A 26,746-nucleotide genomic window follows, 5' to 3' on the forward strand; every position below is an offset into this window, starting at 1 on the left:
CCAGCTGCGGCAGACCGGGATCAGTGGCCGACCGGGCCCGCGTTCGGGTCCAGCACGCCGCTGAAGATCAGCACGTACAGCAGCACGCCGAGCACCAGCCGGTACACCACGAACGGCACGAAGCTGCGCTTCTTGATGTAGGCCATCAGCCAGGCGATCACCGCGTAGCCGACGCCGAAGGCGACCAGCGTGGCCAGGATCGTCGGCCCCCACTGGGCCGGAACCGCGCCCGAGCCGATGTCCTTGAGCTTGTACACCCCCGAGCCGAACACCGCCGGCAGCGCCAGCAGGAACGAGTACTCCGCCGCCTCGGCGCGGGTGTAGCCCAGCAGCAGGCCCGCGCTCGTGGTGCCGCCCGAGCGGGACACGCCCGGGATCAGGGCCAGCGCCTGCGCGAAGCCGAAGCCGAGGCCGTGCGGCACGGTCAGCTGGTCGAGCGTGCGCTCCTGCTTCCCGATCCGGTCGGCGACCAGCAGGATCACGCCGAACACGATCAGCACGGTCGCGGTGATCCGCAGGTCGCGGAACGCGCTGTCGATCTGGTCCTGCAGCAGCAGCCCGAGCACCACGATCGGCAGCGAGCCGACGATGATCAGCCAGCCCAGCCGGGCGTCCGGGTCCCGGCGCCACTCCGCCTTGTACAGCGAGAAGAACCAGGCCCGCAGGATCTTCCCGATCTTCGGCCCGAAGTAGATGATCACCGCCAGCTCGGTGCCGATCTGGGTGACCGCGGTGAACGCCGCGCCCGGGTCGTCCCAGCCCGCCAGGGCCGCCACGATCCGCAGGTGCGCGCTCGACGAGATCGGCAGGAACTCGGTCAGGCCCTGGACCAGGCCGAGCACCAGGGCTTCGAACCACCCCACGTCAGGCCACCCCCGCCAGCTCGAGCGCCTCGGCGGCCGTGCGCAGGGCAGCGGCGGGCTCGGGCGAGTACGGCGACACCGACAGGGTCGTCACGCCGGCTTCGGCGTATTCCTTCATCTTCTCCGCGATCCGTTCCTTCGGACCCAGCAGCGACGTCGCGTCGAGGAACTCCGGCGGCACCGCCGCCATCGCCCCCGCCCGGTCACCGGCCAGGTACTTCTCCTGCACTTCGGCGGCCTCGGCCGCGAATCCCATCCGGCACGCCAGCCGGTTGTAGAAGTTCTTCTCCCTGCTCCCCATCCCGCCCAGGTAGAGGGCCGCGTACCCGCGGACGGCGTCCGCGCAGGCCCGCCAGTCGTCGCCGGGCACCAGCGGCACGGACGGCACCACGTCGAAATCCTCCAGCGTGCGGCCGGCCCGCTCGGCGCCGGCGCGGACGTGGGCCAGCTGCTCCCCCGCGTGCGACGGCGAGAAGAACACCGGCAACCAGCCGTCGGCGATCTCCCCGGCCAGCTCCAGGTTCTTCGGCCCGATCGCGGCCAGGTACAGCGGGACGTGCTTGCGGGCCGGGCGGACGGTCATCCGCAACGCCTTGCCGGGGCCGTCCGGCAGCGGCAGCGTGAAGTGCTCCCCCGCGAACGTCACCCGTTCCCGCCGCAACGCCGACCGCACGATCGAGGCGTATTCGCGGGTCCGGGCCACCGGCGAGGTGAAGCGCACGCCGTGCCAGCCCTCGGACACCTGCGGGCCCGAGACACCCAGGCCGAGCCGGAACCGGCCGCCCGAGAGCGTGTCGAGCGTCGCGGCCGTCATCGCGGTCATCGCCGGGGTGCGGGCCGGGATCTGCAGCACCGCGGCCCCGACGTCGATCCGGGACGTCTGCGCCGCGATCCAGGTGAGCACGGTCACGGCGTCCGAGCCGTAGGCCTCCGCGGCCCACACGACCGCGTACCCCAGCTCCTCCGCCTGCTTCGCCAACGCCAGGCTCGCGGGGTCGCTCCCCGTGCCCCAGTAGCCGAGATTCAGTCCGAGTCGCACGGGGCCAGACCCTAACGGGGGCCTTGATCGCGACACGACTCACCTTGGTCTCCTCCGGACGGGGCAGCCCACTAGGCTCGGCGGTCGTGGAAAAGCGACTGCTCGGCCGCTCGGGACTGCGCGTCTCCCGGATGGCGCTCGGCACCATGACCTGGGGTGGCGACACGGACGCGGAGGAGGCCGCCAGCCAGCTGGTCGCCTTCGTCGACGCCGGCGGCACCCTGGTCGACACGGCCGACATCTACGGCGAGGGCGAGAGCGAACGGGTGCTCGGCTCGCTGCTCGGCGACCTGGTGCCCCGCGAAGACGTCGTCCTCGCCACGAAAGCGGTCGCCCGGCGCACCGAAGGCCCCTTCGGCGGCGGCGCCTCCCGCGGTGCCCTGCTCAGCGCGCTCGACGGCTCCCTCAAGCGGCTCGGCACCGACCACATCGACCTGTGGCAGCTGCACGCCTGGGACGAATGCGTGCCGCTCGCCGAGACGCTGTCCGCCCTCGAGTACGCCGTGACCAGCGGAAAGGTCCGCTACGTCGGCGTCTCGAACTACGCGGGCTGGCAGCTGGCCACCGCCGCCACGGGCGCACCGGCCGCCGCGCCGCTGGTCTCCACCCAGGTCGAGTACTCGCTGCTGGAGCGCGGGGTGGACCGCGAGGTCGTGCCCGCCGCCACCCACCACGGCATCGGGCTGCTGCCGTGGGCGCCGCTCGGCCGCGGCGTCCTGACCGGCAAGTACCGCACCGGCACGCCGGCCGACTCCCGCGGCGCGAACAGCGCGTACGCCGGCTACGTCGAGCACCACCGCACCGACCGCGCCGCCCGGATCGTGCAGGCCGTCGCCACCGCGGCCGACGGGCTCGGCACGTCACCCTTGGCGGTTGCCCTCGCCTGGGTCCGCGACCGGCCCGGCGTCGTCGCCCCGGTCGTCGGCGCGCGGGACACCGGCCAGCTCACCGGCTCGCTGGCGGCGGAGGACATCACCCTGCCGCCCGCCATCCGGTCCGCCCTCGACGACGTCAGCGCGATCGAGGTCGGCTACCCCGAACGCTGGCCGCGGTGAGCGCCAGGTGTCTGTTCGGTGACACGCACGTGACGGCACGGGGATCAAGGAGCATGCTGGTGAAGACCGCCCGCCGAGGGACACCTGGAGGCCACAACGTGCGTCGGCTCGCCGCCGTGTCGTGGATCGCGCTCCCGCTCGCCGGTGCCCTGGTGCTCTCGGGCTGCTCGTCGGCCAAGCCGACGTCCGACGACCTGCAGATCGTGGCGAACCCGACGGCCGCGCGCCCGGCCGTCTCCCCCGCGGTGACCGTGCGGCCCGCCGGTCAGGTGCTCGGCAACGGCCCGGTCTCGGCCGTCGCCGTGGATCCGAAGACGTCGACCCTCGTCGTTGCGGTTTCTTCGCCGCCGGCTCTGCGGCTGTACGACCTGAACGCGCTCGCGTCCGCCCCGGTGAATATGCCGTTATACGGTGCTGCGTCCCGGCTGACGGTGACACCCGGGCGGGTGGAGATCGCCGAGCCCGGGGCGGGTGTGGTGCAGCAGCTGACGCTGCCGGACCGGAAGCTGACCGAGACGAAGACCGGCGGGCAGCCGGCGTCGAGCATCGCCTTCGGGCCAGATCGGCTGGTGGCGATGGGGGCGGCGAAGGACATCCAGGTGCTGCCGGCGGCGGGTCCGGCGCGGACGATCGGCGGGCAGCTCTACAGCGCCGACGACGTCGTCGACACCGGGAACGGCGTCGTGGTGCTGGACCGGCTGCGGACCGCGGTGTTCTCGGTCGACGTGGCCGCGGGGAAGGTCAACGAGGGCCTGCGGGCGGGCGACGGCGCCGCGAACGCCGTGGCGGACTCCTACGGGCGGGTGCTGGTGACCGACGCGCGGGCGGGGGCGCTGCTGGCGTTCTCGGCCGGCCCGCTGATCCTGAAGCAGCGCTACCCGGTCCCCGGCGGGGCGTACGGGATCGCCTACGACGCCCAGCGAAGCCTGGCGTGGGTGACGCTCACCGAACGCAACGAAGTGGTCGGGTTCGACGTCCGCGGCGGCGAGCCCGTCGAGAAGTACCGGTTCCCCACCGTGCGCCAGCCGGACTCGGTCGGGGTGGACGAGAAGAGCGGCCGGGTGATCGTCGGCTCGGCCGCCGGAGAAGGGACCCAGGTGATCCAGCCATGACAGCGGTCAGCGAGGCGGTGGTCGAAGGGGATTGGGAGTATCGCCGTCTGCACCTCCCCCCGGGCGTGTCCCGGCGTGCGGCGGCGATCCAGCTCTCCATCCACGCGGAGTTCGCGGGCTGGGAACTGCGCACCGTGCGGCTCTACGCCGACGGGACGCGCCGGGTCTGGCTGCGCCGCAAGAAGACGGCCCAGAGCCTGCCCGGCGCCCTGCCGACTTAGCCGAACACGCGGTTCAGCCACTCGCCCCAGGTCTTCTCCTCGGTGCCGGGGTCGGTGCCCGCGGCGAAGAGGTGGTGGGACGCCACCATCGGCCCGCGGAAGCCGCGCAGGAACCGGAACATCGCGTCCTCGGTCCGCACGCCCACGGCCTGGTCGTTGACGGCGTAGACGACCCCCTCGCGGCCGAGCCGGACGCGGTCGCCCTCGGCGGGCCGCGCGGACAGGCCGAGGGCGGTGCCCAGCTGTGCCCAGGCCCGGTCCCAGTCCGCCACCGGCGGGCCGAACGCCGTCACCGGCACCGCCGTGCGGCCCGCGAAGTGCGTCAGGTACTCGACCAGGGTGCGGAAGAACAGCGCGCCGCCCGCGGTCATCGCCTCGAACTCGTCCTCCCAGTCGTCGCCGGGCAGGAAGCCGCTGGTGACGCACCGGATCACCGAGCTGCCGCCGTCGCGGCCCTCGACGAGGAACTCGTAGGCGATCCGCCGTCCGTCCGGCGCGGTTCCGCTTCCGTAGGCCAGTTTCCCGGGCGGCTCCCACGCGCGGATCCCGTACTCCGGCTCGTAGCCGCCGAAGGCGCCGCGGACCGTGCCGCCGGTGCCGCCATCGACCTCGTTGCGGCCCATGAACCACGAGTCGATGCCGGGTCCGGTCGCGATGGCTTCCCACACCTGCTCCGGCGTCGCCCCGGCCTCGGCGACGTCGGTCAGTTCGAACTCGTGGCCCACGTCAGGACTCCTCCGGGACGCTCGGGTGCACGGCGACGACCACCCGGTGCCGACGGCCCTTGCCCGCCGTCTCGTCGTGGTACTTCCCCACCAGCGTGGTGACGGCGGCGGTGAGTTCCTCGGCGAACGCGGCCCGGTCGGCGGCCGAGGCGAACCGCACCTCGCCGTCGAGGGCGAAGGTCGCGACGCGCTGCTGCGCCTTCGCCGCGCCGGTGATCAGGAGGCCGACGTCGCGCACCAGCCGTCCGGCGACGGCGAGCAGCCACCGCGCCGAGAGCCGGTCGGGCGAGCGGGCCGGGTCCGGCTGGACCGCGGCCAGCGCCGTCGGCGAGATGACGTACGACGCCGCCGTCGCCTGCATCATCCGCTCGGTGACGTTGCCCTTGCGCCGTTCCTCGACCAGCTCCACCAGGCCGTGGCTCTCCAGCGCGCGGAGGTGGTAGTTGACCTTCTGCCGAGGCAGGCCGATCCGCGCGGCGAGCATCGTCGCCGACGCCGGTTCGGCCAGTTCGGCCAGCAGCCGGGCCCGGACCGGGTCCAGCGACACCTCGGCCGCCGCCGCGTCCTCGATCACCGCCACGGGAAACATGCGCCCAGCATGCCGACCGAACAGAGAAGTTGTCAAGAACGTTCGAGCTGTCGGCGCAGGAGGCCTTGGAAGTGCGGGCACGCCATGAGGTCGTCGTGCGTGCAGTCGCCCTCCAGAAGCTCGAGCGCGGCCTGCGCCCGGGCGATCTGAGTCCGCAGCCGCTCGCGCTGGCGGGCCGCCATCGCCGCCCGGCCGGCCGCGGACCGGTCGGTCAGCATCGACCGGATGTCCGCGAGCTCCCACCCGGCCTCCTTGGCGACCAGGATCGCGGCCACCCGGCGCAGGTCCGCTTCGGTGTAGCGGCGCCGGGCGCCCGCGCGGGCGGGGGCCAGCAGCCCTTCCGCCTCCCAGTAGCGCAGCACATGGGCCGGCAGCCCGAACCGGGCCGCCACTTCGCCGATTGACTTCATGTCGGCATTAAGTCGCAGGATTGGCCGCATGTCCACGTTGCTTCCCCTCCTCGATGCCCTCGACGACCGCCCGCAAGCCGTCCAGCTGCGGGAACTTACCTATGAAGGCCTCGGCGACGTCGTGGTCGACGTCGGCTGCGGCAGCGGGCGGGCCGTCGGCGAGCTGGCCGCCCGCGGGGTGCGGGCCGTCGGCGTCGACGCCGATCCCGAGATGATCGAGGTCGCCGCCGAGCGCTGGCCCGCCGGCGAATTCCACGTCGCCGACGCCACCGCGCTGCCCCTCGACGACGGCTCGGTGACCGGCTACCGCGCCGACAAGGTCCTGCACGTCCTGCCCGAGCCGCAGCTCGCGGTCGCCGAAGCCCGCCGCGTCCTGGCACCGGGCGGCCGCGCGGTGCTCACCGGCCAGGACTGGGACACCGTCGTGATCGACTCCGACGACCCGGCCCGCACCCGGTCGATCGTCCACACGCGCGCGGACGGCATGCCCCACCCGCGGATCGCCCGGCGGTACCGGAACCTTCTGCTGGACAACGGGTTCACAGATGTCACCGTCGAAGTCCGCGCGCTGGTGTGGACCGACGGGGCGGCCCTGCCGGTGCTCGCCAACCTCGGCGGCGATGGGGCCTGGCTGGCCGAGCAGACCGCCCGGGCCCGCGACGACCGGCTGTTCGTCGCGGTGCCGATCTTCCTGGCCGCGGGCCGCCTCAGCTGCGGTGGCTCGCGTTGACCAGCGCGACGACCCGCGGCAGCACCTGGGCCGCGGCCTCCAGCGGCACGACGTGCCCGACGCCGGGCAGCACCACCGCGGTCCCGGCGTCGAGGCCGCGGACCCACTGCTCGACGTCGGAGGCCCGGACGATCCGGTCCCGCTCCCCCACGATCGCCGTCACCGGCAGGCCGCTGACCTGCGCCAAGGCCGCTTCGCGGGCGTAGGCGTCCAGGGCCGGGCGGAACAGCGAGACGGTGTGCGGCCAGTTGCCGCGGATCATCTTCACGGTCAGCTCGACCAGGTCCGGGTCCGGGTCGTCGCCGAACAGCCACCAGCGCAGGCCTGCGCTGACCGCCCGGCTGGTGCGCTCGCGCACGACGCCGAAGAGCTTCGAGCCGAGCACGGCTTCGAGGTCGCGGGCCAGCTTGCCCAGCGCGTTCGGCCAGGCCGCCGACACCTCGGTGGCCAGCGTGCCCGACGACGTCGCCAGCAGCACCAGCCCGGACACCCGATCGGCGAACAGCTCCGGGTGGCGCTGGGACAGCGACATGATCGCCAGGCCACCCATGTCGTGGCCGACCAGCACCACCCGGCCCTCGGGCACCTCGCGCTCCAGCAGCTCGGCGAGGTCGTCGCCGAGCTGCGCCATCGTCGCCGTGCCGCGCCGCGCCCGCCCCGATCCGCCGTGGCCGCGCTGGTCGTAGGTCAGCACGGCCACCGGCGCGCCGGCCGCGTCCGGTACCAGCGGCGCGATCCGGCCCCAGCTGCGCTGGTCGAGCGCGTAGCCGTGGACGAACACCACGGTCACCGGCGCTGCCGGATCGCCCCGGCGGATGACCTGCAGGAGCGTGCCGTCGGCGAGCGCGAACCCGGTCATCAGGACGTGCGCAGGAACCGGTCGAGCACCCGGGTGCCGAACTTCAGCGCTTCCACCGGGACCCGCTCGTCGACGCCGTGGAACAGCGCCGAGAAGTCGAGGTCGGCCGGCAGTTTGAGCGGCGCGAAGCCGAAGTTGCGGATGCCGAGCTGCTGGAACGACTTCGCGTCGGTGCCGCCGGAGAGCATGTACGGCAGCGTCTTCGCGCCCGGGTCCTCGGCCAGGACCGCGGCGGTCATCGCGTCGACGAGCGCGCCGTCGAAGGTCGTCTCGACCGGCGGCAGCTCCATCCACTCCTTCTCGATGTCCGGGCCGAGCAGCTCGTCGAGCTCGCGGTCGAAGGCCGCCAGCCGCCCGGGCAGGATCCGGCAGTCGACGGCGGCCTCGGCGACCGACGGGATGACGTTCGACTTGTACCCGGCGGTGAGCATGGTGGGGTTGGCGGTGTCGCGCAGGGTCGCGCCGATCATCCGGGAGATGTTGCCCAGCTTGGCGACCGAGCCTTCGAGGTCGTCCTCCGGGAAGTCCCAGCCGGTGATTTCGGTGACACCGGCGAGGAACTCCTTCACGGAGTCGGTGAGCACGAGCGGGAACCGGTGGTTGCCGAGCTTCGCGACCGCCTCGGCGAGCTTGGTGACGGCGTTGTCGCGGTGGATCATCGAGCCGTGCCCGGCGGTGCCGCGCACGCGCAGCTTCATCCACCGGATGCCCTTTTCCGCCGTCTCGATGAGGTACGCGCGGACGTCGTCCTTGAGCGTGATGGAGAAGCCGCCGACCTCGCTGATCGCCTCGGTGACGCCCTCGAACAGCTCGGGCCGGTTCTCGATCAGCCACTGGGCACCGTACTGGCCGCCGGCCTCCTCGTCGGCGAGGAAGGCGAAGACGAGGTCGCGCGGCGGCACGACGTTGTTCAGCTTGTAGTGCCGGGCCAGCGCGAGCGCCATCCCGCACATGTCCTTCATGTCGACCGCGCCCCGGCCCCAGACGTAGTCGTCCTGGATCGCCCCGGAGAAGGGGTGCACCGACCATTCGGACGGATCGGCGGGCACGGCGTCGAGGTGCCCGTGGATCAGCAGCGCCCCCCGCGACCGGTCGGCCCCTTCGAGCCGCACGAAGACGTTGTGCCGGTTCTTGCCGCCGGACTCGACGTAGGTGATCTCGTACCCGGCGTCGGTCAGCTTCTCCGCGACGTACTCGGCCGCCGTCCGCTCGCCGACCAGCGTGTCGGGGTCACCGGTGTTGGTGGTGTCGATGCGGATGAGCTCGCTGGTCAGCGTGACGGCCTCGGCCGCGGCGGCTTCGATCAGGTTCGTGTCGGTCACCGGCCATTCCTATCACCCGGACGGCCGGATGCGCTGGCTGCACGCCTGCTGAGACGGCCGGGGGCCTCGGTGGAGACACCGGACCCACGACGGCGCGCATCGACCGCACCACGCTCCTCTCGGTGCCAAGCCGGGGCGGATCAGCCGGGCCGGCCGAGTAGGCGTGGGCCGGTGAACCGCACGACAGGACGTTTTGGCTGGTCAGGACCGATGAATGCCGGTTGCAACCGATCGCGACACGGCCCAGATCCGGCCCGGCCGATCCACTGTGGACGGATAACCACGCGAACAGCCGGCCAACTGCCACCGGCTCGCCCGGCAGGAGGCGCTCGCCACCGTCGGCGACACCGCCGACGCCGTCGGCCAGGCCCCAGACCTCCGGTGGCCGCGCGGTGCTGCTGCGGGAGACGTCGGCCGAGACCCCGGCATCGACGGCCTCGTCCACAGCGAAGCTGACGTGCCCGAGCAGCGCGGCCCCGTACAGCTGCTCGTGCGAGGCTGCGTCGTGTTCTTCGCACGTCAGCAGCAGCGCGTCGATGCCTTTGAGGTCCCTCGGCGGGAAGTCGCGCGGCACGGTGACGATCCAGGTGTTGCGCAAGCCGGCCACCGTGTAGCGGCTCTTGGCCCGGTCGGCCCACCTGGACCCACTACGGTGACAGCGGTAACCCCGCCTTCGTCCGGATCCGGTGATACGCCCATGAGCCCGCAGCCAGGACTGGTGACGATCGACCCCAGTGCCATCGACGAGGTTCTCGAGGAAGCAACAGCCAGCGGGGCCGCCACCTACGTTCTGTCGGTCCCCGAGCCGGCCGACCGGGCCGCGTTCTTCGACGCCGTCCGTACTACGTTCCCGCTCGACCCGCCACTGATCGGCTCACGCAGCTGGGACGCGCTGTCCGACTCCCTCTGGGAAGGCCTCCGCACCCTCGACGCCCCACGGGTGGTGATCGTGTGGCGAGACGCCGAGATCATGAGCAAGACTCACCCCGACGACTACCAGACCGCCGTCGCCGTGCTGGAAGACATCACGGCAACCCTCGCCGACGCCAAAGCCGCCATCGGATCCACCAAAATTGTCACGGTCTACATCAACCAACCGTCGGCGCCAGAGTCTGAATAAGTCCCCTGGTCCCCAGGATCTCACTGTGTCCGGTTGGCTCACCGGTCACACGGACCAGCGCTGGCTGATGCCCTGAAAGGCCAAGCCTGGGTGAACGACCGGCCCCGTCCGCAGAACGTCCGGAGTCAGCTGGGTCGACGCGGGCGGTCGACGTCGCCGTGATCGGGCTGGCGGCTGCATGCGCCGGACGACGTCCCTGGCCTGCGCGTGGAAACGGTGTTCGAAGTCTTGTGGCTACCCGGTGAGGCCGGACTCGACGCCGGAGAGCTGACCGCCACGGCCTCGGCCGCCGTGCTCGTGCGCCTCCGGATCAGCTGGTTCGACACTGATTCAGCCCGCTTCGTCCTTGCCGGGCCAGCGCGGCGGATCGAGCATGTCGACGTCGACCCAGCCAGGGCCGGGCACCTGGTGTTGGCCGTCGGCATGCAGACGGCGGCGATCGTGCGCCGCAGGGCTACGGCTCGGACGAGATGTGGCGGCGGAGCCGCGGGTTAGCCGCTGCAGCGCGGTTCTTGGACCAACCAGCTACCAGCTGGTTGGGCCGAGAGCGCGCGCCAGAGCCCCTGACCGGGCCGGTCCTCAGGACCGGCGCGCCGCGGCCAGCAGCGTGAGAGCGGCCTGGCGTGCGTCCTCGCCCGCGTGCCGGTGGTCGTGGTGGTCGGCCACGGCCGTGGCGCCCTCGACGATGATGAGCAACTGCCGGGCCAGGCGAGGGGGATCGGCGACGCCGGCCGCGACGGCGATCTCGGTGAGCAGGTCGAGGTAGCGGCCGAGATGGCGGGCGGCGACGGCCCGGACCGGGGCGGTGTGGTGCTGGGCGGCGGCGTTAAGCAGTCCGCAGCCGCGGAAACCCGGCTCCTCGTACCACCGCTGGAGCGCGCCGAACAGGGCGGCGAGCCGGCCGGCGGGGTCGCCGGCCTGCCGGACGACGCCGGTGAGCCACTGGACGACCCGGTCACTTCGTGCTTCGAGCACCGCCTGCACGAGTCCGTCCTTGGTGCCGAAGTGCCGGTAGAGCGTTTCCTTCGACACGCCGAGGCGGCCGCAGAGCTCGGCGACGCCGATCCCGTCGAGCCCGCGTTCGTACAGCACCTGCGTGGCCTCGTGCAGGATCGCGGCGCGCGTGCGGTCCGGGTCGATGGTCGAGCCTTTGGCAACCGGCATGACCACGATGGTACCGAACGGTTCGATCCTTGTGCTAGCGTCCGGGTCGTACCGATCGGTTCGATCTCGGGGGTGGGCGTGACAGCGATCCGGCGAGCCGCGCGGCTGGCGCTCGGCACGGCGTCCGCGCTGGGCCTCGCACGCTTCGCCTACGGCCTGCTCGTGCCGGCGATGCGCGAGGACCTGGGGTGGACCTTGGCCGAGGCGGGAACGGTCAGCACCGCGAACGGGCTGGGCTACCTGGCCGGCGCCGTGACGACGGCGGCCGTGGTCCGCCGGTGGGGTGCGGCCGCGGCGTTCCGCTGGGGCCTGGCCGTGACCGCGGTGGCGCTGGCCGGCACCGCGGCCGGTGACGTCTTCGCGGTGCTGCTGGCGGCCCGGGTCGTGGCCGGGGCGAGCGGCGCGGTGGTGTTCATCGCGGGTGGTGTGCTCGCGGCCCGGTCCGCCGCGCGAACCGGCTCCAGCACGCCCATCACGGTGTACTTCGCCGGTACCGGCCTCGGCATCGTCCTCGGCGGTCTGACCATTCCCGGCCTCGCCGGCCAGTGGCAGGCGGCGTGGATCGGACTCGGCGCAGCCGCCGGGCTGGCGACCCTGATCTGCTGGACGGCGCCGGAACCCGGCGAGGAACCGGCCGGCCGGGCGGGCCGCGCCCGGATCCGTCCACTGTGGCCGGTCGCGGCGGCGTACTTCCTCTTCGCGGCGGGCTACATCACCTACATCACCTTCCTGTCCGTGTACCTGCACGACCGGCAGGCCCCGGTCGCGCAGGTGACGCTCACCTGGACCCTGCTGGGCGCGGCCGTCGTGGCGGCCCCGGCGGTGTGGAGCCGCCCGATCACCCGCTGGCCCGGCACGCGCGCGCTGGCCCTCCTGCTCGGCGTGCTGGCCGCCGGCGCGGCGCTGGCGCTGCTGTCGTCCTCGCCCGCGGTGGTGATCGCCTCCGCCGTCGCCTACGGAGCCACTTTCATGGCGGTGCCCGCCGCGGTCACCGCGTACCTCCGGACCGTCGTCGCACCCACCGGCTGGACCGCCACCCTGGCCGCGTTCACCGCGCTGTTCGCCGCCGGGCAGACGGCAGGCCCCTGGCTGGCCGGCCTCCTCGCCGACCGCACCTCGCCGGCCGCCGCCCTCGCGTGGACCGCCGCCCTGTGCGCCGTGGCGGCGGTCCTGGCCGGCGCCCGGCCCCTCCTCGAACCGGCCCGCAACCACACGGAAGAAATCGGAGCACGATCATGACCGCCACCTTCGTCCTCGTTCCCGGCATGTGCCACGGAGGCTGGTGCTTCGCCGACCTCACCGCCCAGCTGCGCGGACACGGGCACCGCGTCCACCCGGTGACGCCGACCGGGATCGCCGAACGCAGCCACCTCCTGCCCGGCGGGGTCAACCTCGACACCCACATCGAGGACGTGACGGCGCTGATGGAAGCCGAGGACGTCCACGACGCCGTGCTGGTCGGCCACAGCTACGGCGGAATGGTCATCACCGGTGCCGCCGACCGCCTGCCCGGTCGGGTGGCCAGCCTCGTCTACCTCGACGCCGTCGTTCCCGCGCACGGTGACTCCTGCTGGGCGCTGGTCTCCGACCGGGAGCGCGAGTGGTACCTCGACGTCGTCGACAGCGGGTACGCCATCCGCCCGCTGCCGTTCTTCGATCCGCGGGCCACCCCGCACCCGCTCGCCTCGGTGCTGCAGCCGCTTCGCCTGACCGGCGACCCGGCCCGGTTCCGGCGCCGGGACTACGTCTACGCCGCCGGCTGGGACGGCGAGTCGCCCTTCACCCCCGTCTACCAGCGCCTGCGTGCGGATCCCGGGTGGACCACGCACGCTGTCGACGGCGGGCACAACCTCATGCGGGACGCGCCCGGCGAACTACTGGAGATCCTGCTCGGTGTTGCGGCTGCGTAGCCACCGCGGCCGGCGGGCGCGGTGGCTACGCCACAGTGGACGGATGCGGGTGCGGGCCGCGCCCACATGCTGAGCGGCCCGCTGTCTCCGGCGCACGCCGACCGGATGGGCCCGGCCCCGCGGGCTCGTACCGAGGGCGATGAACGCGCGGTCGTCGGCGCGGGCTGCCGGCTGTGGCGCCGCCGGGCGTGAGCGCAGCCGCCCCGGTCAGGCGAGCGTGGGCACGGCCTCCGGCTCGGCCGGGCTCTCCGCCTCGGCCTCGCCGAACCGGTCGCGCGCCTCTTCGACGAGGCCGACGATCTGGCTCAGCCGGTCCAGCACCGCCTGGTTGGCCGACCGGATCGCGGCGGCTTCGTCCTCCGCGCGGGAGATGATCAGCTGGGCGTCGCGCTGGGCGGCGAGTTCGGTCTCCGCGCGTGCCGTCTCCGCTTCGGCGACCGCCTGCTCCGCTGCCGCCCGCAGGTCGTCACCCTCCTTGCGCGCCTGTTCCTTGATCTCCGCCGCCTCGGCCCGGGCGACCTGGAGGATCTTTTCGATCCGGCGGCCCAGCCCGGCGGCGTCGTCGGGGTCACGGGGCGCGGGCACCTGGGCCTTGGCCAGCCGGCGCTCCGCGACCCGCCGCGCTTTCTCGTGCCGGTCGACGCGCTTCTCCGCGACGCGCACGTACTCGTCCACCTGACGGCGGTCGTAGCCCCGCAGGACGATCGGGAACCGGACGTCGGACTCGGGCAGCGTCTCGGGTTCGGAAACCGTGTTCTCCATTCCCCGAGTGTCGGCAAAGGCCCGGCGCACGGCAATTCGAAATCGGACCCGAAAGTGACGTTTAACGGGCGCGACGGCGTACCGTGCGTTCGAGGATCCCCAGCGTGGCCTTGAGAGCGGACTCGGGAACGATCGGGAAGACGTTGCGCCGCTTCCACTCTTCGTCGATCTGCGACCAGTCGTAATAGGACGTGACCAGCGTGCCGCCCTCGGCCCGTTCGAGGCGGTAGCCGTAGATGTGGCGGACGTGCGGCCGGAGCCCGGCTTCCACGGTCCAGGCGATTTCCTCGTCCGGGACCAGCGTGGTGATCACCACTTCGACCTCGTACTTGCCCAGCGGAACGTCGCCGAGGGCTTCGCGGTCCATGTGCACCCGGAACCGGTCCCCCGGCTGCCGGACGCGGTCGCCCTCGGCGGCCATGAGCATGCCCGACGCGTCGATGTCGACGTGGCCCTCCGGGTCGGTCAGCACCGCGAAGACGGCATCGGCGGAGGCGGGGATCAGCCGGGAAACCTCAATGCGTTGTCCGCCCTCCGCCGGCGTTTCCGCCGTCGCGGTGAGGACCGCGCGGCCGAGCGTGTGGGCCGCCATGGTGAAGCCGAGGACGGCCGGGGTGGCGTCGGCGGGCACGCCGATGGATTCGACGTCGAGGGCGTGCACCACGACGAAGTAGCGGTGCGGGCCGTGGCCGGCCGGCGGTGCGGCGCCCAGGAAGCGGGCCACCCGGGCGTCGTTGGGCAGCTGGAACGCGCCCTCGGGCAGGCCGGAGCCGGTGTCGTCGCCGGCGCCTTCGGGGAGTTCGGTGACCGTGGCGGGGATGTCGGCGACCGCCCAGTGCCAGAACCCGGAACCGGTGGGGGCGTCGGGGTCGTAGACGGTGACGGCGTAGCTCCTGGTGCCGTCCGGAGCTCCGCTCCACGACAGCTGCGGGGACCGGTCCTGGCCGGAGAGCTGCGCGGGCGGCAGGGCGCCGCCGTCGGTGACGCCGGTGCTGGTGACGGTGAAGGGGGCCGCTTCGGGCAGGCGGGCGAAGGGATCGTTGACGCTCAAGGCGTTCCTTCCGGATCGTGCCGCGGGGCGAGTGCCGCCGCTAGATCGACGATAGCCTTAATAATCGATTATTGCCACGATCATCTACACTGCTCCGGTGACCCGCACCACACGCCCGGCCGACGCCTCCGGCCCGCTCATGCTTTCCGAGCAGGTTTACGCCCGCATCCGGGCCGCGATCATGCGCGGTGACTACGCGCCCGGCGACGCGCTCAAACCCCAGAGCCTCGCCCAGGAGCAGGGCGTCAGCCTGGCCGTGGTGCGCGAGGCGCTGGTGCGCGTGGTCGGCGACGGGCTCGCCGACCGGTTGCCCAACCGCGGCTTCGCCGTCCCGGCCCTGTCCCACCGGCGCTGGCAGGAGATCGCGGAAGCGCGCCGGACCCTCGAACCGGTGGTGCTGCGGCTGTCCGTCGAACGCGGCGACGTCGGCTGGGAGGCCGACGTGCGGGCCGCCCACCACCGGCTGGCCCGCACCCCGGCGTTCGCGCCCGGGGAAGGCGAGTACTACAGCGAAGCCTGGTCCGAGGCCCACCGGGTGTTCCACCGCACGCTGCTGGCGGGCTGCGGGAACCCGGTGCTGCTGGAGACGTTCGACCGGTTGTGGGCCGCGAGCGAACTGGCTCGCCGCTGGTCGGCGCACCACGGCCCGGGCCGGGACCACGTCGCCGAGCACCGCCGGCTCGAGGAAGCCGCGCTGGCCCGCGACGCGGATGCCGCGGCCGGGGAGCTGACCCGGCACCTCACCCTGACGGCGGACGGGCTCACCGCGGGGCAGGCGTCAGGTAAGGAGCGTCGTCCCAGGAGCGGCCGGTGAAGAAACGGGCGGCCAGGTCGGCGACGTCGGCGGCGCGTTCCAGGACCACCCAGTGGTCGGCATCCCTGATGGCGGCGAACCGGCTGCCCCGGATCGTCGCCGCGAAGGCGCGCTGCCGGTCCGGGGAAGTGATGGAGTCGTGCTCGCCGGTGAACACCAGGGCCGGCACCCCGGCCAGGCCGCCGTCGAACGACGGGCTGCTGATCAGCGACCGCTGGAGGTAGGCCAGCACGTCGGGCACGTGGACGGCGACGTGGAGCATCGAGCGCTTGACGTACCGGTGCACCAGAGCCCGCCGTGGGATGTGGCGGTCCTCGTCCAGGCACAGCTGCATCCGCGCGGCCACCGCGGCGAAGCCTTCGGTGTCGCCCCGCTCGAGGTGACCGGCCGCCAGCTGCAGCGACTCCCGCTGGGCGGCGCTCGTGTGCGAGACCACGCCGCCGAGCATCAAGCGCGCGATGCGGTGCGGGTTGCGCTGGGCGCAGCCGAAAGCCAGTTCCGCGCCGTAGGAGTAGCCGAAGAGGTTGACCCGCGGCGCGGCGAGGTCGTCGAGGATCCGATCGACCGCGGCGCCCGCGAACTCCGTCCCCGCCCCGGGCGGCAGGGGGTCGGACTCGCCGACGCCGGGCAGGTCCGCGGTCACGAAGTCCGCCACCGGGGCGATCCGGTCCTCCATGTGCGGCCAGCCCCGGCTGCCCTGGAAGCCGCCGCCGAGCACGATCACCGGTTCCGTCCGCGGACCGGGCTGCCGCAGGAGCCGGTAGCTGAACCGGGTCCCGCCGAGGGTCAGCGGACGGACCTCTTCTTCCCGCATGATCTCCTTGCTCAGCAGCTCTTCGTGAGGACGAGGGCGGCGTTGTGGCCGCCGAAGCCCATCGACGTCTTGACCGCGCAGTCGAACGCGGCCGGCCGGGCTTCCTTGGCGACCACGTCGACCGGGATCCGGATGTCCCGGGTCTCGAAGTTGGCCGTGGGCGGCACCAGCTGCCGTTCGAGGGCCAGCACGGTGAGCGCGGCTTCGATGCCGCCGGCCGCGCCGAGCGCGTGCCCGGTCATCGCCTTGGTCGAGGTCACCAGCGGCCGGTCGCCGAGCACCCGGTGCAGCACGGTGGCCTCGACGAGGTCGTTCATCACCGTCGACGTGCCGTGGGCGTTGACGTGCCCCACGTCGGTGGCCGCCACGCCGGCGTCGGCGAGCGCGGTCCGCAGCGCCCGCTCGATCCCGGCGCCTTCGGGGTCCGGCGCCACGGCCGCGTACGCGTCGCTGGACGCGCCGTACCCCGCGATGCCCGCCCGGATCCGCGCCCCACGCGCGGCGGCGTCTTCGGACCGCTCCAGGACGACGAGACCGGCGCCCTCCCCCACCACGAATCCGTCGCGGCCGGCGTCGAACGGGCGGCACGCCGTCGACGGGTCGTCGCGGCGGGTGGACACCGCGCGCATCTGGCAGGCACTGGCGATCAGCAGCCGCGAGCACACCGATTCGGCGCCGCCGGCGATGACGATGTCGCACGCCCCGGCGCGCAGCAGCTCCAGCGCGGTCCCGATGGCGACGGTGCCCGAAGAGCACGCGGTGGAGACGCTCAGGCTCGGCCCACGGGCGCCGAGGTCCAGGCACACACTGCTGGCGGCGCTGTTCACCGTGGTCATCGGCGCGAGTTTCGGCGAGACCCGCCGGGCGCCCTTTTCCGCCAGGACGGCGCTCTGCTGGTCGTAGAACGGCAGGCCGCCGTGGGCGGATCCGATGACGACCGCGACCCGGTCCGATTCCCACACCGCCGGGTCGAGGCCGGCGTCGGCCACCGCTTCCCGGGCCGCGATCACGGCGAACTGGGAGAACCGGTCCATCATCCGCAGCGCCGGCACCCCGAGCACGCTTTCGGTGTCGAGGTCGTCGATGGTGTACATGAAATCGCAGGACAGGCCGTGCAGTTCCGCCCGGTGGCGGACGCCGGGGGCGGGCCCGGACCGGGTCACTCCCCGCCACGCGGCGCCGGCCCCGACACCCGCCGCGGTGACCAGGCCCAGCCCCGTCACCGCCGCGGCCGGACGCGCCGTCACCGAGCGCTCTTCTCGTCGACGGCCGCCGCCAGCTGCCCCACGGTCTCCCGCGAGGTGAGCTGGACGTCTTCGAGGTCGATGTCCAGGCGTTCCTCGAGCAGGACGCGCAATTCCTCCAGGGCCAGTGAATCCATGCCGAGCTCGTGCAGCGAGGCCCCGGAACGCACGGCCGCCGGTTCGACACCGAAGTTCCGGTGCAGGATCGTGGTGATTTCTTCGGTGCAGGTCACTTTGTGCGGACTCCCATTCCGTTTTCCACGAACACCGGTTCACGGCTGCGGGCGGGACCGGCGCACGTCGTGGCCGTTCCCGCCCGCGTTCCGCCGTGGCTCAGTGGCCCTGGGTGGTGCCGCCGTCGGACTGGCCGGAGCCGGCGCAGTTGTCGGGGCTCTCGCCCTCGGCCGCGCTGCTGCCCGACAGGATCGGCACGTCGATGCCGTTCGCGACGTCGTGCAGCGGCACCTGGACGCCGAGGACGTTCACGTTGTTGTCGCAGACCCCGACCGTGCCCTCGACGTTGTGCAGCGCGTCGGTGTTGTTCAGGTTCAGCAGGCTGAACTGGCTGAGGGAGTCGGAGTCGCCGTAGTGGTGGTCGTAGCCGTCCGTGGTGTCGGCGGCGGCGACACCGCCGACGAGGAACGCGCCGGCCCCGAGGGCGGCGGTGACGGCAAAAACTTTCTTCAGCATGCGGGAGACTCCTCGAAATCACGAAATATGAACGGCAGCGTTTTACGCCGCGCGCGAGCAGAAATTACTGTGGTGCCCGCTCGTGATTCCACCTCGGGACACCATCGAGTGAGCACCGCGGCCCGCCTACCGCGCAGTCATTGCCTCGTTCGTGGAGCCTCGTGGGGGCCGCCGGGGTCTCTCAGCGTCCTCACAGCGTGTCTGCGAAAGGGTTCGGCGCTGTCCGTCTGTGCTGGAGGTTTCGTGGTCGACCCGCTCACCCGGCGCCGCCTGTTCGGGGTGGCGCTGGGCGCCGCCGCGCTGACGGCGTGCTCGGCACCCGGGCCAACGCCGGTTCCGGCCGGTCCGGTGCCGCCGCCTTCGAGCGCACCCCCGCCGTCGCCGTCCCCGTCCCCGTCGCCGCACCCGCAGGGGCCGGCCACCGAGGTCGCCCGGTCATCCTCGGGACGACCGCAGGTCGCGCTGACCTTCCACGGCGCGGGCGATCCCCAGGTCACCCGCCAGGTGCTGGACGTCGTGCACCAGCACGGCGCGCGGATCACCGTGCTGGCGGTGGGCACCTGGCTCGCCGAGCACCCGGACGCCGCCCGGATGATCCGCGACGGCGGGCACGAACTGGGCAACCACACCTGGAGCCACCCCGCGCTCGCGGGCTACGCGGCGGAGCCGATGTACGCGGAAATCCAGCGCTGCCGGGACAAACTGGCCGAACTGACCGGGTCGCCGGGTGCCTTCTTCCGGCAGTCCCAGGGCCAGCACGCCACCCCGGAGGAACTCGCCGAAGCGGGCAAGGCGGGGTACGCGCGGGTGCTGTCCTACGACATCGATTCGCTGGACTGGAAGGACCCCGGGCCGTCCGCGATCCGCGCCGCGGTGGCGAAGGCCCGCGCGGGCAGCGTGGTGAGCATGCACCTCGGGCACCCGGGCACAGTGGCCGCGCTCCCCGGCATCCTGACCGCGCTGGCCGGCCGCGGCCTCACCCCGGTCACCGCGTCGGACCTGCTGGCGTAGCGGATGCGCGTCCGGCTGACCGCCGTGGTCCTCAGTGTCTTCCTCGCCGCCGGCTGCTCGTCCGACGCCGGCTCGTCCATGCCCGGGATGCCGGGCATGGACGGCGGCACCGGCACGTCGGTACCGCACCTGCCCACCCCGCCGGCGCCGGCGGGGAACCCGTTGCCCGGCATGCCCGCCGTCCCCGACCCGCACGACGTCGACGCCGCGGCGGGCGCCGGGATGCTCTCGCCCGCGGTCGCCGGCGACAAGCCGCTGGTCTACGTGCCGCACAGCGGCTCGGGGGACGTCTGGGTGATCGACCCGGCGACCTTCCGCGTCGTCGCGAAGTACCCGGCGGGCAAGGAACTGCAGCACGTGGTGCCGTCGTGGGACCTGCGCACGCTGTACGCCACCGACGACCGCGGTGACCACGTGCTGCCGTTCGACCCGAAGACCGGGCTGCCGGGCAAGGCGTTCCCGGTCGTGGACCCGTACAACATGTACTTCACCCCGGACGGGCGCTACGCGATCTCGGTGGCCGAGCGGCTGCGCAAGCTGGTCTGGTACGACCCGCACACGTGGCAGGCGCACGACGAGACCCCGGTCCCGGAGTGCGCGGGCATCGACCACGCGGACTTCTCCCCGGACGGCCGCACGGCGGTCTTCACGTGCGAGTTCGCCGGCCGGGTCGCGGTGGTCGACGTGGCTTCGCACCACCTGCTGCGGATGATCGACATGCCCCACCGCAACACGCGCATGGGCCCCCAGGACATCAAGCTCGCCCCGGACGGCTCGGTGTACTACATAGCGGACTCGGACGCGAACGGCCTCTGGGTCCTCGACGGCGCGGCGACGAAGGTGCTCCGCTTCATCCCTACCGGCCGCGGCGCGCACGGGCTCTACTTGTCGCGGGATGCGAAGCAGCTGTACGTGACCAACCGCCACGAAGGGAGCGTCAGCGTGCTCGACGCGTACACGGGCGCGCCGGTGACGGTGTGGCACATCCCGGGCGGCGGCAGCCCGGACATGGGCAACGTGACCGCCGACGGCACGCAGCTCTGGCTGTCCGGGCGGTACGACCGGGTGGTGTACGTGCTGTCCACAAAGGATGGTTCGGTGCTGGCGAAGATCCCGGCCGGGAACGAGCCGCACGGGCTGTGCGTCTGGCCGCAGCCGGGCCGGTACTCGCTGGGGCACACCGGCATCACCCGGTAGTCGCCACCGCCACGCTCCGAACGCGCCGTGCAGCCGGAGATCCGCACGGATGGGGGACGGATACGGCCAGAACGGGCGCCAACAGCTCCGCAGGGCCCGACCACCGTCATCGGGCGTGCCACGATCGCGCTCGGCGGCCTTGTCCACCGAATCTCCGGTGACCCTCACGCCGGTCGTGCCGGCTGCTCGACTGGCACCAGCTCGCCCACACTTTCGTCGCCATCGGCCCGGCGTTCAGCGCCCATGCCGGCATCGCCGCAGAACAACGCCGCACTGGACGCAGCAGACTTCGATATACAGCGATCAGCGCGGGCCAGACACAACTTCACCGCGCAATACGGGATCGACACCCTGGCGGCAACTCTCTGCGCAGTCGACATTCACTCGATGTGATTGCGGCCCCAATGAGCGGCCTCTGCGAGCGGCCGCTACCATTTCGCCCCAAGCGACCCGCGGCCGCCGTCGAAGTACCGAAGGGATGCAGTAGGCGACCACAAGTGCAACCCATTGATAGCCTGCCGCAGCGTTTCCCCGATCAAACGAGTTTAATACAGCGCTCTTCCCCAGCAGAAAGTCGCAAGATGTCAACAATTGCACCAGGTATCACGTTACTGCCTTACAATGTCTCAAACGTCAACGTGATCGATCCAAGCCTGCTGGGTCGCCTCGTCAAGAAGATCACAGAGGAGCACGGATTCGAGCCTGCGTTCGCCACACGCATCATGGATCAAGCTCTCGGATTCTTGAGGCTGTGCGCCGCGGATCCCGCCATCAGCTACAGCCCGTCACCCACAGTTGACATCGGATGGCACACTTTTATTCTGTTCACCAGGGATTACGCAGCATTCTGCGAGCGCTGGGCAGGCCACTTCATCCACCACTCCCCCATCGATGACGACTCCGGCACATCAACGTCCGCCCCGTCGACAACAGCCGCCATGAAGGCATTCGGTATTGAGGTCGATGAAGCACTCTGGAACGAGAGCGCCAGCTGCAGCGGCGGCCGCCCCTGTGAATCACACGCATGTCGGAGCACACTGTAGCGATCCGCCCTCCAGCGTTACTCCGACACCGACTTCCGCCCCTTCATCATGCGCGCCATACAGATAGCCCACCAAGCACTGGTCACGTGTCGATGGCCGCAAACAGTGTGCTACGCGGGAAGTGGTACAACACGGTGTCGCCGCCGCTCACCTCCACCCTGAACTCCACCCAATCGTCATTGACGACCCGTGCAGACTCGAACCACTGGTCATCGAGTGGCTTCAATTGATCTTCAACGCCATCACTCGAAGGCATATCGGACATGGTTACTCCTCGTCAGATCCGTGAACAAAGTCAGGTGTCTTGCCGTTGCGATCTCGCATCTGCTGTTCGCGAAATCTGTTCAAGGCAAGGTGCAGGCCACCGGCAAAGGTCATTCCGATCGGCACATCGAAGGTTTCATGGAAAGAGTTGATCATCGGCGTGTCGACACACAGGAAACCGATGACCTCCTGCGGGCTGGGACTCGAACTCATACGTGCGCGCGCACGGGAAATCGGCCACACGATGGTGGCGCGATATTTGAACTTGTGCGACTGCAGAACTTGCGGCGTCCAATGCGAGTTCTGATACCCTTTACTAATTTCCGCAACCAGGTCGTTACTGATGAAGTAAGCCAGACCGTCCTCCAGGATCTGCCTGAAGTCGGTATTGTTCCCGATTTGGTCGCGAGTGGTGGCGTAGTCCAGCTCGTCTTCATCACTTCGACACAACGTCGTGACCAAACCGTCGTAAATATGGCCGCCATTCGCCGGCGCCGAGGTGACCTTGATCGAAGTCCGGCACGGGTTGTCCGTGATGAGACTGAAGCTTTCAGCCAAGAATTGCAAAGAATTCTGAAGGTGCCGGATGAAGGTGTCCTCGGACCTGTCACCTTCCAGCATCGTCCAAGAAGCGTTGGCCAAGGATCCAAAAGACTTCCGAAGCGGAATCATGGCAGGCGCGTAGCGGGCAGCTCGCCCCTGAACCGAGAGCTGCTCGGTGTGACGAACTTCCTGCGATCGCAGCTGCTCCGCATGACGAATCTCTTGCTCCCTCAGCTGCTCACCGTGCTGCGCGCCGAGTTCGGCGAGTCGCCTGGCGCAATCTGCGTCCTGCTCCGAATGACGCAGTTCTTGTTCTTGCAGTTGACGCGCATGGTAAACACCCTGCCGAATCAGAACCAGTAGCAGAACGGTCGTCAGTACGCACACGTACACGGCCAAGACCGTAGTGGGCACCACACTCGAACTCGGCAGGAACAAGAAGATCCCGGTGACCACCGGGGTCGCGATCGTGACCAGGGCGGAGATGGTCGCCAAGATTGCCGCGCCTCGCTGCGGCGAATGATCGGCTCCCTTCTCGTTGAAGGTCAGTATCAATCTCATGCGCACCTCTTCGCAGGTAGGCTCACCCTACTCGGTCTAGGTCGCCAGCGCGTGTCCGCCTGTTACAGCGTGTCGCCGACGCTCGTCTGCTGACGGACGGCCGACGGGAATGATCATTCCGAGAACTGAGGACCATCGTCGATGGCCGGCATGTGTCGGCGGTTTCGAGAGCCGGGTAGCGAATAATCGAGATCTGGGAACGCAGCTTCCGTTGTTCAAAAATGCCCGGTGAGCGAACGGTGACAAAGCGAGTGATCAAACCGCGGCCACACTGAGGGTACCTCGAAGCTCCGGACTACGACGGCGCTCTCTCCCCGGCGTCCTGGCGAGGTGGCGCGATCGTCTCCCCCGGCACCGGCAGGCAGGTCAGCAGCCGGTGCTCGCCGGCGCCCGTGGCCACGACCGACGCCAGCAACCGCACCGCCTCGCGGCCGACCGCCCGGCGCGGTACCTCGAAGCCGCTGACCTCCGGGCCCGGCGTACCGTCCGGCGGGCGGCCCAGCACCGCCAGTGAGACGTCGCCGGGGACCCGGACCTCCGCCGCGGCCAGCGCCTGCCGGGCCGCGGTGAACACCGCTTCCTCGACCACCAGCGCCGTCATGCCGTCGGCGAGCCAGCCGCGGATCGCCGCCGCGTCGAGGCCGGTGCCGTCGGTGCGGACCACCGTTCCGGTTCCGGTGCGGATCCCGCGCTCGCGCTCGCGGGCCGCCGCGGTGTCGTCCGGCGCGCGCAGGTAGCGGACCCGCCGGTGCCCCGCGCGCGCCAGCCGGGCGAACACCTCCGCCGCAGCCGACGCGTAGTCCGCGTCGACACGGGGCACGCGGCCGCCGTCGTCCGGGTGGTGTCCGATGTGGACGACCGGGAACCCGGTGGCGAGCAGTTCGCCGGGCACCGGGTCACCGAGGAACAGGCAGCCGTCGGCGAGGCGGGTGCGGCGGGACGGCGCCGGGCCCGTGCCGGTGAACATGATCAGGTCCTTGCCGAGCGCGGCCGCCTCCGCCTCGACGCCGGCCAGCACCGGCTGGTGCCCTTCGAACGCCGGTGAAGCGGTGCAGATGCCGAAGAGGTCGTGGCCCGCGGGCCGTTTGACGAGCGGGTCGGCGTACCCGAGGCGCCGGGCGGTCTCCAGCACCCGCAGCCGCGTCGACTCGGCCAGCCGGACCCCGGTGCGGTTGCCGCCCAGCACCACCGACACCGTCGCCTGCGAAACCCCGGCCACGCGGGCGATGTCGGCCTGCCGCACCCTGCCCATCGGGTACCTCGCTCGCCGGTCGCGGGGTCAGCTGATCCGATTCAGAGTGCAATTGCGCCCGCGGAGCGTCAACGGTTTTGCCCGAAACTCCAGCGGATCCGGCCCGGTCTTACCGGCCGTGCGCGAGCCGGGTGGCAGGATGCGGCCATGCCTTCCCTGCCCCTCGACGGCGTCACCGTCGTGTCGTGCGAACAGGCCGTCGCGGCCCCGCTGGCCACCCGGCACCTGGCCGACCTCGGCGCCCGGGTGCTCAAGATCGAGCGGCCGGGCAGCGGCGATTTCGCCCGCGCCTACGACGAAACCGTGCACGGCCTCTCCAGCCACTTCGTCTGGCTCAACCGGTCCAAGGAGAGCGTCACGCTCGACCTCAAGAGCGACGCCGCACCCGCCGTGATGGCCGCGCTGCTGGACCGCGCCGACGTGTTCGTGCAGAACTTCGCCCCCGGCGTCGCGGACCGGCTCGGGCTCGGCGCCGCGGCCCTGCGCGCCACGCGGCCGCGGCTGATCACCTGCTCGGTGTCCGGCTACGGCTCGACCGGGCCGTACCGGGACGCGAAGGCGTACGACCTGCTGATCCAGTCGGAGGCCGGACTGGTTTCGGTGACCGGGTCGGCGGCCGAGCCGGCCAAGAGCGGCATCCCCGCCGCGGACATCGGTGCGGGCATGTACGCCTTCTCCGGCATCCTTTCCGCGCTCTACGACCGCGAGCGCACCGGGCTCGGCACCGAGCTGGAAGTCAGCCTGTTCGACTCGCTGGTGGAGTGGATGGGCTTCCCGCTCTACTACGCCGGTTACGGCGGAACACCGCCGCCGCGGACCGGCACCAGCCACGCGGCGATCGCGCCCTACGGCACCTTCGCCGCGGGGGACGGCACCGAGCTGGTGCTGGCGGTGCAGAACGACCGCGAGTGGGCGGCGTTCTGCGAGCACGCCGTCGCCCGCCCGGACTGGGTCACCGACGAGCGGTTCGCCACCGGCAGCGCGCGGGTGGCGAACCGGGCCGCGCTGGAAAGCGGGATCGGCGCGATCTTCGCCACGCTGACCGGCACCGAGCTGGAGGAGCGGCTGAAGGCGGGCCGGATCGCGCACGCCCGACGGCGGGAACTCCCGGAGGTTCTGACGCACCCGCAGCTCACCGCGCGCGACCGGTTCGCCGAGGTGCCGACGCCGGGCGGGCCGGTCCGGGCGACGCTGCTACCGATCACGGCCGCCGGCCGGGCGCCGCGGATGGACCCCGTGCCGGCGCTGGGCGAGCACACGGACGCGGTCCTGGCCGAGTTCGGCTTCGACGCGGAGGCGTTGCGGCGTCAGGGAGCCGTGTAGCGCGGCTGCCGGTGCGCCACGGTTTCACCCCTCGCCGAGGATGCGGCGGGCTCGGTCCAGCACCGGCTTGTCCACCATCCGGCCGTCCACAACGGACACCGAATCGCCCGCCGTCAGCACCCGGCGGGCCCACTCGCGTTCGGCCGCTGTCGGGGCGAACGCCGCGCGGGCCACGGGCACCTGGCGCGGGTGGATGCAGAGCTTGCCACCGAAGCCGAGGCGGCGCGCGTACCGGACGTCGGCTTCGAGCTCGGCGTCGTCACCCAGGTTCGCCGTGACGCCGTCCACCGGCGGGGCGAGCCCGGCCGCCGCCGACGCGATCACCAGGCGCGAGCGCGCGTAGGCGAACGGCTCGCGGTCCTCCGGTGCGACGCCGAGCTCCGCCGCGAGGTCGACGCTGCCGAACGCCAGCCGGGTCACCGACGGCACGGCGGCCAGCTCGGCGGCGCGTTCCACCCCGGCCGCCGTCTCGACGAGCGCCACCACCTCGCGGAACCCGGCGAGCACCCCGGGCGTCTCCGCCTTCGGCACCACCACCGGGACACCCCGCGCGGCCACCAGCTCGGCGTCGGCGGCGAACCACGGGGTGCCCGGCGCGTTGATCCGGACCACCGCGCGGTGGTTCTCCAGCCACGCGTCGGCTGAGGCACGCGCGGAGTCCTTCGCCGCCGGTCCGACGGCGTCCTCCAGATCGAGGATCACGACGTCGGCACCGCTGGTCACGGCCTTGTCGAAGCGGTCCGGCCGGTCACCGGGCACGAACAGGAACGTCGTCGCCGCCATCCGGCCACGATAACGAAGGCCGGCGGGTAAGGGGTCGCCCGGCGCCGGACTGCGTGATCACCCGATGCGGGCGCGGGAACCTCAGGACGATCGTGGGTCCCACGAGAGAGGAGCCGCCATGCGAGGCGACTGGATTCACGACTGGGTGCAGGTCGAGCTGGACTACCGGGCCGGGCCGCTCCCGGCGCCGGTGGTGCGGGCCGCGAAGGAGCGGCGGCCCGCGAAACCGTGGTGGGCCGCGCTGTTCCGGGTGCGGGCGAGGCAGGCGTGACGGC

The 26,746-nt window shown here is 71.8% G+C and carries 32 protein-coding genes; 13 read left to right on the forward strand and 19 right to left on the reverse strand.

Annotated features, from left to right (window positions below; genetic code table 11):
- Positions 1 to 20: 20 nt before the first annotated feature.
- Positions 21 to 863: an undecaprenyl-diphosphate phosphatase gene (locus tag OO60_RS02895; protein ID WP_004561944.1), complete on the reverse strand. Its 843-nt coding sequence runs from the start codon at positions 861 to 863 to the stop codon at positions 21 to 23.
- 1 nt (position 864) lies between these two features.
- Positions 865 to 1,902 carry an LLM class F420-dependent oxidoreductase gene (locus OO60_RS02900; protein ID WP_004561943.1) on the reverse strand — a complete coding sequence of 346 codons (1,038 nt, stop codon included), beginning with the start codon at positions 1,900 to 1,902 and terminating at the stop codon, positions 865 to 867.
- A gap of 86 nt (positions 1,903 to 1,988) precedes the next feature.
- Between OO60_RS02900 and OO60_RS02905 the strand changes: the two genes are divergently transcribed.
- The 3 genes from OO60_RS02905 to OO60_RS02915 all read left to right on the forward strand — a co-directional run bounded on the left by OO60_RS02905 (position 1,989) and on the right by OO60_RS02915 (position 4,290).
- Complete coding sequence (locus OO60_RS02905) at positions 1,989 to 2,957, forward strand: aldo/keto reductase (protein ID WP_004561942.1); 969 nt, start codon at positions 1,989 to 1,991, stop codon at positions 2,955 to 2,957.
- 98 nt (positions 2,958 to 3,055) lie between these two features.
- Entirely contained in the window at positions 3,056 to 4,069 is a 1,014-nt protein-coding gene (locus OO60_RS02910; RefSeq protein ID WP_004561941.1) for a YncE family protein, read from the forward strand.
- Entirely contained in the window at positions 4,066 to 4,290 is a 225-nt protein-coding gene (locus OO60_RS02915) for a DUF5703 family protein (RefSeq protein WP_004561940.1), read from the forward strand. Before OO60_RS02910 ends, OO60_RS02915 begins: the two co-directional genes overlap by 4 nt.
- Here OO60_RS02915 and OO60_RS02920 read toward each other — a convergent pair.
- Genes OO60_RS02920 through OO60_RS02930 form a run of 3 tightly spaced genes read right to left on the reverse strand, consistent with a single transcriptional unit; the run spans position 4,287 to position 6,014 of the window.
- Entirely contained in the window at positions 4,287 to 5,015 is a 729-nt protein-coding gene (locus OO60_RS02920) for an SRPBCC family protein (protein WP_004561939.1), read from the reverse strand. The two genes, OO60_RS02915 and OO60_RS02920, sit on opposite strands and share 4 nt — an antisense overlap.
- A 1-nt stretch (position 5,016) precedes the next feature.
- A complete protein-coding gene (locus OO60_RS02925) occupies positions 5,017 to 5,604 on the reverse strand; it encodes an ArsR/SmtB family transcription factor (protein ID WP_205624284.1) in 588 nt (195 codons plus the stop codon).
- 32 nt (positions 5,605 to 5,636) lie between these two features.
- Positions 5,637 to 6,014: a MerR family transcriptional regulator gene (locus tag OO60_RS02930; protein ID WP_004561937.1), complete on the reverse strand. Its 378-nt coding sequence runs from the start codon at positions 6,012 to 6,014 to the stop codon at positions 5,637 to 5,639.
- 28 nt (positions 6,015 to 6,042) lie between these two features.
- Between OO60_RS02930 and OO60_RS02935 the strand changes: the two genes are divergently transcribed.
- A complete protein-coding gene (locus OO60_RS02935) occupies positions 6,043 to 6,744 on the forward strand; it encodes a methyltransferase domain-containing protein (RefSeq protein ID WP_004561936.1) in 702 nt (233 codons plus the stop codon).
- Here OO60_RS02935 and OO60_RS02940 read toward each other — a convergent pair.
- Genes OO60_RS02940 through OO60_RS46300 form a run of 3 tightly spaced genes read right to left on the reverse strand, consistent with a single transcriptional unit; the run spans position 6,722 to position 9,523 of the window.
- On the reverse strand, positions 6,722 to 7,603 hold the full coding sequence (locus tag OO60_RS02940) for an alpha/beta fold hydrolase (RefSeq protein ID WP_004561935.1): 882 nt from the start codon (positions 7,601 to 7,603) through the stop codon (positions 6,722 to 6,724). The two genes, OO60_RS02935 and OO60_RS02940, sit on opposite strands and share 23 nt — an antisense overlap.
- Positions 7,603 to 8,925 (reverse strand): M20/M25/M40 family metallo-hydrolase, encoded by a 1,323-nt coding sequence (locus tag OO60_RS02945; protein WP_004561934.1) that lies wholly within the window; start codon positions 8,923 to 8,925, stop codon positions 7,603 to 7,605. Before OO60_RS02945 ends, OO60_RS02940 begins: the two co-directional genes overlap by 1 nt.
- Positions 8,834 to 9,523, reverse strand: a complete 690-nt coding sequence (locus tag OO60_RS46300) for a hypothetical protein (protein ID WP_155849066.1) — start codon at positions 9,521 to 9,523, stop codon at positions 8,834 to 8,836. The genes OO60_RS02945 and OO60_RS46300 overlap by 92 nt, the downstream gene beginning before the upstream one ends.
- Before the next feature lie 120 nt (positions 9,524 to 9,643).
- Between OO60_RS46300 and OO60_RS02955 the strand changes: the two genes are divergently transcribed.
- On the forward strand, positions 9,644 to 10,045 hold the full coding sequence (locus OO60_RS02955) for a barstar family protein (protein WP_004561932.1): 402 nt from the start codon (positions 9,644 to 9,646) through the stop codon (positions 10,043 to 10,045).
- Between the two features lie 579 nt (positions 10,046 to 10,624).
- On the opposite strand, the gene OO60_RS02965 is transcribed toward OO60_RS02955, so the two are convergent.
- Entirely contained in the window at positions 10,625 to 11,209 is a 585-nt protein-coding gene (locus OO60_RS02965) for a TetR/AcrR family transcriptional regulator (protein WP_033260919.1), read from the reverse strand.
- 72 nt (positions 11,210 to 11,281) lie between these two features.
- Here OO60_RS02965 and OO60_RS47640 point away from each other — a divergent pair, with 72 nt between their 5' ends.
- Positions 11,282 to 12,448 carry a YbfB/YjiJ family MFS transporter gene (locus OO60_RS47640; RefSeq protein WP_063749372.1) on the forward strand — a complete coding sequence of 389 codons (1,167 nt, stop codon included), beginning with the start codon at positions 11,282 to 11,284 and terminating at the stop codon, positions 12,446 to 12,448.
- Entirely contained in the window at positions 12,445 to 13,119 is a 675-nt protein-coding gene (locus OO60_RS47645) for an alpha/beta fold hydrolase (RefSeq protein WP_004559552.1), read from the forward strand. Before OO60_RS47640 ends, OO60_RS47645 begins: the two co-directional genes overlap by 4 nt.
- 207 nt (positions 13,120 to 13,326) lie before the next feature.
- Here OO60_RS47645 and OO60_RS02980 read toward each other — a convergent pair whose 3' ends face one another.
- Both OO60_RS02980 and OO60_RS02985 read right to left on the reverse strand, forming a co-directional pair.
- Positions 13,327 to 13,881, reverse strand: a complete 555-nt coding sequence (locus tag OO60_RS02980; RefSeq protein ID WP_004559551.1) for a hypothetical protein — start codon at positions 13,879 to 13,881, stop codon at positions 13,327 to 13,329.
- 61 nt (positions 13,882 to 13,942) lie between these two features.
- On the reverse strand, positions 13,943 to 14,932 hold the full coding sequence (locus OO60_RS02985; RefSeq protein ID WP_004559550.1) for a YbhB/YbcL family Raf kinase inhibitor-like protein: 990 nt from the start codon (positions 14,930 to 14,932) through the stop codon (positions 13,943 to 13,945).
- A 139-nt stretch (positions 14,933 to 15,071) separates the two neighbouring features.
- Here OO60_RS02985 and OO60_RS02990 point away from each other — a divergent pair, with 139 nt between their 5' ends.
- On the forward strand, positions 15,072 to 15,746 hold the full coding sequence (locus tag OO60_RS02990) for a GntR family transcriptional regulator (protein ID WP_033260921.1): 675 nt from the start codon (positions 15,072 to 15,074) through the stop codon (positions 15,744 to 15,746).
- On the opposite strand, the gene OO60_RS02995 is transcribed toward OO60_RS02990, so the two are convergent.
- The 4 genes from OO60_RS02995 to OO60_RS03010 form a co-directional block, all read right to left on the reverse strand.
- A complete protein-coding gene (locus OO60_RS02995; RefSeq protein WP_004559548.1) occupies positions 15,694 to 16,560 on the reverse strand; it encodes an alpha/beta fold hydrolase in 867 nt (288 codons plus the stop codon). The two genes, OO60_RS02990 and OO60_RS02995, sit on opposite strands and share 53 nt — an antisense overlap.
- An 11-nt stretch (positions 16,561 to 16,571) precedes the next feature.
- The gene (locus OO60_RS03000) at positions 16,572 to 17,807 is read right to left on the reverse strand and encodes a beta-ketoacyl-[acyl-carrier-protein] synthase family protein (RefSeq protein ID WP_004559547.1); all 1,236 of its coding nucleotides are present in this window, start codon (positions 17,805 to 17,807) and stop codon (positions 16,572 to 16,574) included.
- A complete protein-coding gene (locus OO60_RS03005) occupies positions 17,804 to 18,037 on the reverse strand; it encodes a phosphopantetheine-binding protein (protein WP_004559546.1) in 234 nt (77 codons plus the stop codon). The genes OO60_RS03000 and OO60_RS03005 overlap by 4 nt, the downstream gene beginning before the upstream one ends.
- A 100-nt stretch (positions 18,038 to 18,137) precedes the next feature.
- Complete coding sequence (locus tag OO60_RS03010; RefSeq protein ID WP_004559545.1) at positions 18,138 to 18,494, reverse strand: hypothetical protein; 357 nt, start codon at positions 18,492 to 18,494, stop codon at positions 18,138 to 18,140.
- A 243-nt stretch (positions 18,495 to 18,737) separates the two neighbouring features.
- Here OO60_RS03010 and OO60_RS03015 point away from each other — a divergent pair, with 243 nt between their 5' ends.
- The 3 genes from OO60_RS03015 (at position 18,738) to OO60_RS46310 (ending at position 21,745) form a co-directional block, all read left to right on the forward strand.
- Positions 18,738 to 19,505, forward strand: coding sequence for a polysaccharide deacetylase family protein (locus OO60_RS03015; protein ID WP_004559544.1), 768 nt, complete (start codon positions 18,738 to 18,740; stop codon positions 19,503 to 19,505).
- A gap of 3 nt (positions 19,506 to 19,508) precedes the next feature.
- Complete coding sequence (locus OO60_RS03020) at positions 19,509 to 20,702, forward strand: YVTN family beta-propeller repeat protein (RefSeq protein ID WP_004559543.1); 1,194 nt, start codon at positions 19,509 to 19,511, stop codon at positions 20,700 to 20,702.
- A 581-nt stretch (positions 20,703 to 21,283) separates the two neighbouring features.
- Positions 21,284 to 21,745, forward strand: coding sequence for a glycine-rich domain-containing protein (locus OO60_RS46310; RefSeq protein WP_004559542.1), 462 nt, complete (start codon positions 21,284 to 21,286; stop codon positions 21,743 to 21,745).
- An 82-nt stretch (positions 21,746 to 21,827) separates the two neighbouring features.
- On the opposite strand, the gene OO60_RS03025 is transcribed toward OO60_RS46310, so the two are convergent.
- From OO60_RS03025 to OO60_RS03040, 3 genes are all read right to left on the reverse strand, one after another.
- Complete coding sequence (locus OO60_RS03025) at positions 21,828 to 22,010, reverse strand: hypothetical protein (RefSeq protein WP_004559541.1); 183 nt, start codon at positions 22,008 to 22,010, stop codon at positions 21,828 to 21,830.
- A gap of 2 nt (positions 22,011 to 22,012) precedes the next feature.
- Positions 22,013 to 23,113: a hypothetical protein gene (locus OO60_RS46315; protein WP_004559540.1), complete on the reverse strand. Its 1,101-nt coding sequence runs from the start codon at positions 23,111 to 23,113 to the stop codon at positions 22,013 to 22,015.
- Between the two features lie 295 nt (positions 23,114 to 23,408).
- On the reverse strand, positions 23,409 to 24,365 hold the full coding sequence (locus OO60_RS03040) for a substrate-binding domain-containing protein (protein WP_004559539.1): 957 nt from the start codon (positions 24,363 to 24,365) through the stop codon (positions 23,409 to 23,411).
- A gap of 147 nt (positions 24,366 to 24,512) precedes the next feature.
- On the opposite strand from OO60_RS03040, the gene OO60_RS45725 reads away from it, so the two are divergent.
- Positions 24,513 to 25,688, forward strand: a complete 1,176-nt coding sequence (locus OO60_RS45725; protein WP_004559538.1) for a CaiB/BaiF CoA transferase family protein — start codon at positions 24,513 to 24,515, stop codon at positions 25,686 to 25,688.
- 24 nt (positions 25,689 to 25,712) lie between these two features.
- On the opposite strand, the gene OO60_RS03050 is transcribed toward OO60_RS45725, so the two are convergent.
- The gene (locus OO60_RS03050) at positions 25,713 to 26,471 is read right to left on the reverse strand and encodes an HpcH/HpaI aldolase/citrate lyase family protein (RefSeq protein WP_004559537.1); all 759 of its coding nucleotides are present in this window, start codon (positions 26,469 to 26,471) and stop codon (positions 25,713 to 25,715) included.
- A 118-nt stretch (positions 26,472 to 26,589) separates the two neighbouring features.
- Here OO60_RS03050 and OO60_RS46320 point away from each other — a divergent pair, with 118 nt between their 5' ends.
- Positions 26,590 to 26,742, forward strand: a complete 153-nt coding sequence (locus OO60_RS46320; RefSeq protein WP_004559536.1) for a hypothetical protein — start codon at positions 26,590 to 26,592, stop codon at positions 26,740 to 26,742.
- Positions 26,743 to 26,746 lie beyond the last annotated feature (4 nt).

Origin of the sequence: Amycolatopsis vancoresmycina (assembly GCF_000716785.1) — a bacterium.
Taxonomy (GTDB): Bacteria; Actinomycetota; Actinomycetes; order Mycobacteriales; family Pseudonocardiaceae; genus Amycolatopsis; species Amycolatopsis vancoresmycina.